8 protein-coding genes and 1 pseudogene are annotated in these 6,828 nt (G+C 63.8%); 4 read left to right on the forward strand and 5 right to left on the reverse strand.

All coding sequences use genetic code 11. From position 1 onward, the window contains the following. Positions 1–141 (reverse strand): annotated as a pseudogene (locus BLW27_RS21025) (IS5/IS1182 family transposase); the annotation flags it as partial. A gap of 67 nt (positions 142–208) precedes the next feature. Here BLW27_RS21025 and BLW27_RS20115 point away from each other — a divergent pair. From BLW27_RS20115 to BLW27_RS20130, 4 genes are read left to right on the forward strand one after another with little or no spacing between them, the layout of a single operon-like run. Continuing rightward, complete coding sequence (locus BLW27_RS20115) at positions 209–982, forward strand: sodium:calcium antiporter (protein ID WP_342708095.1); 774 nt, start codon at positions 209–211, stop codon at positions 980–982. Positions 983–994: 12 nt separating this feature from the next. Further along, complete coding sequence (locus tag BLW27_RS20120; RefSeq protein ID WP_089886478.1) at positions 995–1,864, forward strand: mechanosensitive ion channel family protein; 870 nt, start codon at positions 995–997, stop codon at positions 1,862–1,864. Between the two features lie 60 nt (positions 1,865–1,924). Beyond that, positions 1,925–2,182, forward strand: a complete 258-nt coding sequence (locus BLW27_RS20125) for a hypothetical protein (RefSeq protein ID WP_089886480.1) — start codon at positions 1,925–1,927, stop codon at positions 2,180–2,182. Between the two features lie 10 nt (positions 2,183–2,192). After that, positions 2,193–3,389 (forward strand): hypothetical protein, encoded by a 1,197-nt coding sequence (locus BLW27_RS20130; RefSeq protein WP_089886482.1) that lies wholly within the window; start codon positions 2,193–2,195, stop codon positions 3,387–3,389. Between the two features lie 161 nt (positions 3,390–3,550). Here the strand turns inward: BLW27_RS20130 and BLW27_RS20135 are convergent, their stop codons facing one another. The 4 genes from BLW27_RS20135 to BLW27_RS20150 all read right to left on the reverse strand — a co-directional run. Continuing rightward, positions 3,551–3,880 carry a hypothetical protein gene (locus BLW27_RS20135; protein WP_089886484.1) on the reverse strand — a complete coding sequence of 110 codons (330 nt, stop codon included), beginning with the start codon at positions 3,878–3,880 and terminating at the stop codon, positions 3,551–3,553. Between the two features lie 169 nt (positions 3,881–4,049). Beyond that, positions 4,050–5,171: an ion channel gene (locus tag BLW27_RS20140; RefSeq protein ID WP_089886485.1), complete on the reverse strand. Its 1,122-nt coding sequence runs from the start codon at positions 5,169–5,171 to the stop codon at positions 4,050–4,052. 339 nt (positions 5,172–5,510) lie between these two features. Continuing rightward, positions 5,511–6,407, reverse strand: coding sequence for an ion channel (locus tag BLW27_RS20145; RefSeq protein ID WP_089886488.1), 897 nt, complete (start codon positions 6,405–6,407; stop codon positions 5,511–5,513). A gap of 77 nt (positions 6,408–6,484) precedes the next feature. Beyond that, positions 6,485–6,828: transposase (locus tag BLW27_RS20150; RefSeq protein ID WP_143042256.1), on the reverse strand; the 344-nt coding region annotated here is incomplete at its 5' end.

Below are 6,828 nucleotides of genomic sequence, written 5' to 3' on the forward strand. Positions count from 1 at the left end.
AGGGCGGCCGAGCCGACCTTCATGCGGCGCCAGCCAGGCCATTTCCTCTACCCAGATCAGCATCGAGCCGCGCTTGCGCAACGCGGCGTTATAGCTGGACCAGTTCGTCGTGCGGTAGCGGGCGGGAGGAGGCTTGCTCATGCGACCCGTCTAACCGCAGGGATTCGCGATGTGAATCGCCCGCAGTCAGAGTTACGCAACAACGCCCATCGCCTACGGCAACATTGTGGGCTCCAACATTGCCAACATCCTGTTGATCCTCGGCATAGCGGCGCTTCTCGCGCCCATCGCGCGGGCGCTGAAGCGCGACGGGTTAGTGATGCTGGCGGTCGCGGTCGTCTTCGCCGTGATCGCGGCCATCATGCCTCTCGGAACCGTCGTCGGCGCGATCTTCGTCGCGGCGCTCTGCCTTTATGTCTGGCTCGCTTTTCGGCAAGAGCGGAACTCGGCAGGCGGCGACCATGGAGCCGTCTACGACAAGAGCCTCGCTCTTCAGGAAGCCGACCCCGCGCTCGCACCTGCAAAAGCCCAGGGCCCCGGGCTGCCTGCCTCGCTCCTGATCGCACTGGGCGGCCTTGCCCTCGTCGTCCTCGGCGGTCGGTTCTTCGTTGATGGCGCCGTGTCTCTCGCGCGTGGCTTCGCTATGTCCGAGACAGTGATCGGGCTGACCATCGTGGCAGTAGGCACTTCGATGCCTGAACTCATCACTTCGATCGTAGCGGGACTAAGGCGCCAGGGGGACGTCGCCTTTGGCAATATCGTGGGCTCGAATATCTACAACATCCTTGGGATCGGCGGCTTCACTGCGCTCATCGCTCCCGGCGCTGTGCCGGTCGAAATCGTTTCCTTCGACAACATCGTGATGATCGGTGTCTCGGCCTTGCTGCTCGTCGTCGCGTGGACCGGTCTCCGGATTTCTCGCCTCGAAGGCCTCGCCCTCCTCGCGGGATACGCGGCCTATGTCTACCTGATCTGGCCGTAAAAGATCGCTTTGATGATCTCCGACCCGCGAACATGGGATATACCTCTCGCGCTTGGCACACCCTCGCCCGACCTCGTAGCATCGATACTGCTTCTCTTCGTGCTCTGGGTCGCGCGGATGATCGTCGTCAAGCTCATCCGCCTGCGAAGCGACTTGCCGCCGCACGTCCTGCGCCGCTGGATCGCCACCAGCCGGAATGTATTCCTGTTCCTGCTGCTTCTCGGTCTCGTGCTCATCTGGGCACCGCAGCTGCGCACCTTCGCGCTGTCGCTGGCGGCTGTGGCCGTGGCCATCGTCGTTGCCACGAAAGAGATGATCCTGTGTCTCTCCGGCTCGCTCATGCGCGCCTCTACGCGCGCCTTCGCGGTCGGCGACTGGATTGAGGTGTCCGGCGTGCGGGGCGAGGTCGTGGATCACACGCTGCTCGGAACGACGATCCAGGAATTCCAGCCAAACTCGTTCCATTACACCGGCCGGACTACCGTCGTGCCGAACAGCGTCTTCTTCACTGCGCCGATCCGCAACCTGACCGTGGTGCGCGACTACACCTTCCACAGCTTCGCCATCACGACAGAGGCCGACATCGACCTGCCGAGCCACGAGCCGCAGATCGCCTCCATCGTTGAGCGTCACTACGGCCCCCTCCGCGAAGAGGCCGAGCGCGCCAACGCACGGATCGAGCGGCGCAGCGGGGTCGACATCCTCGACCCCGAAAGCCGCATCCGCTTCTCGACGACGGATCTTGGCAAGGCGCGGGTCACGGTCAGCCTTTTCTGCCCCACGCGCTTGGCCGAAACGCTCGAGGACGCGATCATGCGCGAGGTCATGGTGCTGTTCCACGCCGCGCGGAAGCAAGAACCGGCCGGCGACGCATCGCCTTGAACCTTGGGAGCCGCCACATTTTCAGGGCGTGTTCGGCGACTACACCGGAGGGGAATCTACATGGCTTTTCTGATCACACTTCTCGACGCGCTCGGCCTCATCACCGCGGCGGCGGCAGCGTGGTTCTGGTATCTTTCGGGAAGCCAAAGGCTGCGCCGGGTATCTCGCTTCGAGGATCTCGACTACGCCGACCTGAACAGGGTCGTCACAGCCTTCAACCGCGCATCGATCCTCAACCGTCAGGCTGCCAAGGCTGCTGCGGCTTCCGCCGCCGCGCTCGCGATGCGGTTCGCGGTGGATCTCGCGGCGCGGATTTGAAGGGGCGGCCATGCGACAAGGTGCACACGAGCAGGAGACGCCCCCGCAGGCCGAGAAACGTCCCAAAGTGGAAATCGGCTGGCTTCTCGAGGGCGATCTGACTTCCGAGAAGCGTGAGGTAGCTCGATCGGCCGCTGCCGCCGTGCAACGGTCACTCGCCACCTGGATGCCGGATTTCGACTGGGTGACCGAGACGCTCGATCGCCCGACTACGGCCGATTTCGGTCGGATCGAGCCAGTGCGTCTTCTTGATGCGGCCGAGGCTGACCGAGACCTGCGAAGTTGGGACTTCGTCTTCGTCGTCACGGCGCGCGAGCTTCACGGGCGAGAGCTCTCGCGCGTCCTCGGCATGACGTCCGGCATCTTCGCGACGGCGCTCGTCTCCACGGCCTTTCTCGATGACCCGGTGCGCCACGAAGCGCCTCTTGCCTCACGACTCCACGCCTTCGCCATGCACCTCTTCGGGCGCCTGAACGGGCATGTGCCGGATCGTTCCTCGACATGGATGCGTCAGGTGGAGGACGCGGAGGATCTCGACGGGATGGAGGGGTTCGAGCCGGCGGTGGTCGCCGACCTCGCAAAGCGCATGGCAGAGGTCGCCGACCTTCGGGTGGAGGAAATGGGAGACGAGCGGCAGGGCAGGCTCGGCTTCTACGCACGCTCCCTCTGGCAGAACCGAAGCCACCTCCCGCGAGCGATCCTGCGGATGCGCCCCTGGAGCTTCCCGCTGAAGCTGCGCCGCCTGACGACGGCAGCGGGATCTGCGCTCGCGGTCCTTGTCATGACGGCCGAGTCCTGGGAGGTGGCCGCCAATCTCTCGGCCGCGACCATCCTGGTTCTTTCAATCGCCGCCGTAGCAGTGACCAGCGTCTACCTCATCAGGGTCCAGCACCTCGTCACTGCACGGCAAGGGCCGCTTCGCGAGCAGCGGGCGGTGAGCAACGCAGGGACGATCATCGCGGTCGGCGCTGGAATGGCCGTGACCTATGCCGTCGTCCTCGCTGTGGCCTGGCTCCTCGCCTTCGGATTGTTCGGCGATCCTCTCATCGCGTCGTGGACAGGTGCTTCAGATGCAGAGACGGCTTCCGTGCGTATCCGTGTTGCCGCGCTCGCCGCCTCGCTTAGCGTTCTGATCGGAGCGCTCGGTGCGTCCTTCGAGCCCTACGGCTACTTCCGGCACGTGACGCAGATCGACGACGAGATCTGATTGCACGTAGGTCGCAGTGAACCCTCCGTCTGGGGCAAGACCCTTTCGAGGTCACTGAGAACTGACACGTGTGGGATCTGGTCCTGACGGAGTTGTTCATGGTTATCGAAGCGATCAAATTGGCGTTGTTGCAGAACTCACGCCTGAGGCGTGACTGCCCCTTACCCCACTGAAGTCATGCCACGCGGACGATCTCGGGCTTCGAAATCCAGCTCGTGCAGGACGCATTCGCGGTGGAAATGCGACTGCTTCGGCACCACCTCGAGGCCGGCAAGCAGCGCTTCGGTCTCGATCCGTCCGTGCGTCTTCACGACACCGGCAACCACGTCGACGCCTTCGCCCGCCCGTCTACGGGCTGCCTCCAACATCGCATATGTCTTGCCGACGCCCGGGGCGGCGCCGAGAAAGATCTTGAGCCTGCCGTGTCCCTCTGCGTCGGCCTCTTTGAGCGAGGAGTCCGGGTAGGGGCTCGCGTCTCTGCCGTCGGTCAATCGGCATCTCCCGGGAAAGCCGCGCCGAGCGCCAGTTTAGCGTTTCGTTGCGCGAAAACTGCAATGAGGGGCCGTAAGGGCGCTATGTGGAAAACGCCGTCCCCGCGTGAAAATCGTGTAAAGAGCCCAATTTTGCGCGGTCTCCAACTTGGTGGGCGTACCTTGCCGGTTACTCTTGCGCTCCCGGCGAGACGCAAAGCGGCTTCAGCAGCGCTGCGATTTCCGCGTCGGGGCGTGCGTTGCCCTCGCGCACCAGCACGAAGAGCTTGTCGGCGTCGACGATCGTCGCGGAGTCGGGGTTGATCCGCATGCGGCTCTCACCCGCCCCGCGAAAGGCGATGGGGACGCCGATGTTCGCTGAAATGAGCGTGGATGCCAGCTTTCCCCATGTGCAGCCGAAAACCGCGACGTCATACCGCCACACCTCGTCGCCGCGACTGGTGAACATGTCCTCGAGAATCGCTTCGGCTCCAGGCGCTGCAAGGGCGCGCACGATCATCTCGGGATAGCCGCGCATCGGCCGCACGGCCAAATCGGCGCCGAACCGCTTGAAGCGGGACCGGTTCGCATCGTCGACGCATTCCACCAGAATGCGTCCCTTGGCACCAAGCGACCGGAGACGGTCGACGATGTCGAGCGTGCGCCCGTCCGTGGAGGGGTCCACGTCGTCAGCAGCGAGGATCACGATCACATCCGCCTCGGTGGCATTAGCGGCCCTGAGCGAGGAATCCTCCCAAGCCTCGCCTGCGTAGTGCACCACTCCCATCTCGGCGATCTCGTCCGGCAGACCGTCCGAGAAATCCGAGGAGACGATCTGAACCGGCAACGGGCGGAACCGCCGACTGGCGCGGAACTCCCTGATCAGCCGAGCGAGGTAGGTCGGCGCGTGACGCGTAGGCGGGTTCAGCAGAAGAATGTGCCCGGTCAATTTCCATCTCCATCTGCCTTCGCGCATCCGTTCGCGGCGCTCCGAGCGATGCTCGAAGTAGGTAGCGGCGCTCTGGAAGGCAATCCAGATGCCGCCGAGGAAGACCAGCAGGATCGTCGAGATCCGGCCTGACACGCTTTCCGCGGAATAGTCGCCATACCCGACCGTCGTCATCGTCGTGAGCGTCAGCCACAGCCCCTGGAAAGGTGTCAGCCCTTCGAAGGTGACCATGGCAGCGATGTGCAGCGCTGCAAGCAGCAACGCGATGAGCAGCAATTTCTGCAACGACCGGAACGGCGTCCACGGCGCCTGGCGGTGTCGCCGGCGCAGCATGTGCAACAGTGATTCGAACTGAAAGATCAATGTGCGCTGCGTTCAGTGTGACATATTCCAGCGGTTCCCATCTGCTACGTTTCTACTCCCCGTATAGCGTCGATCAGGATCGACACAAACCGAGCTACAGCGTGACGAAGATCGAGTTGTGCAACCAATTATGGTCACAAGGCATAGCACCACAAGGTCCAGCAGGTGCGTATACGACCGGCAGACGATCGTGGACACACGGCTGACCTAACCGACCCCAGTCGCGATTGGCGCGGACACGCACACGGCTCTGCGATTCATGCTGCTCGTGTTACCAAAGACACCGTTGGCAAGACGCGCAGCGGGACGATCCGTGCTCACCAGCGCACTCCGAGGGCGCTATTCCTTGACCTGATTATAGCGCTGGAGAACGTCCCAGCCCGTTTCACTCGAGAGGGCATTCAGCAACGCGCGGTTTATCCGCTCGCGCAGATACGAGCCTTCCGGGAGCGCAAAGGCGATCAGGACCGGGGCCAGCGTCGTTTCCGAAACGCCGAAGTCTACTGCTCCCCGCTCGGAAATGGCATGGCGGAGAACTGGGGCAGGTGCAGCGGCCCGGGTGACATCACCGGACTGGAGAGCGCTTAGGATGCCGTCCATGTCCGGGCGCGGTGCGGTATCCACCCCAGCGGATTCCAAGTAACGCGCTGTAGTCGTGTCGGCGATGACGCTTACGGTTTCCTCGGCAAAACGTTCGGGCAATGCGCCGGAATCTCCGGGCTGCGCCAGCGTTACCACGGCCGCCGTCAGGGCAGCGCTCACCGCGAGACCAGTCAGCATCCAGAGCATCGCGATCATGCGCCCGAGCAGGGTCTTCGGCGACTTGTCGCCATAGCCGATGGTGGTCAGCGTCACGCCCGCCCACCAGAAGCCGTCACCCAAGCCCTTGAGCACGCCAGGGTGAAACTCTTCCTCATTGCGTCGACGTTCCACCAGCCAGACCAGCGCGCCGATGACCAGCAGAAGCGCCGACAACGAGCTGACGAGTTGCAGGAAGCGCCACGACACGAAACCGCGCATGACCGATAACAAACGGGATTCGCGCTCCGCAGCGACGCCCATCGTTGCGGTGTGAAATGGCAGGGTCACGTCGGCACGTTCTTCCAGCCTCGGGCCCGCAACCACCGGCAACAGGACGTCGACCGCGCCTCCGTCCAGTTCAGCCGCGCCCGCGGGGATGAACTCGTAGGACCAGCCCTCGCGCTCCGCAATCAGCCGCCAGATGTCGACACCCATCCCGAGCCATGCGCCATCGCCGCGGCATTGTTGCGTAACTCACGCCTAAGGCGTGACTTCCCCTTTCCCCGCTGATGTCATGCCACGCGAACGATCTCGGCGGTGCCGAGGGCTGAGAAGCGGTTCATGAGTGCGACGCGGATGTGGATTTCGGCGGTTTGGCGGTCGGGATCTCTTGCGGCGATGCGCTCGCCGAATGCCTTGAGGCATCGCATCTTCGCCTCCACGCGGCTCCTGGCGTGGTATCCGGTCCAGTGCTTCCAGAACGCCCGGCCGTAGTGTTTCGTGGCGCGTAGCGTCTCGTTCCGAGCCTTCGCTGCCGGGCTGTCTTCCTTCCAGGGGCGCCCGTTCTTCCGGATCGGAATGATCGGCGTGGCTTGCCGGTCGATGATGGAGGCATGGCAGCGGCGGGTGTCGTAAG

The sequence above is a fragment of the Citreimonas salinaria genome, from assembly GCF_900107235.1.
GTDB classification, from domain to species: Bacteria; Pseudomonadota; Alphaproteobacteria; order Rhodobacterales; family Rhodobacteraceae; genus Citreimonas; species Citreimonas salinaria.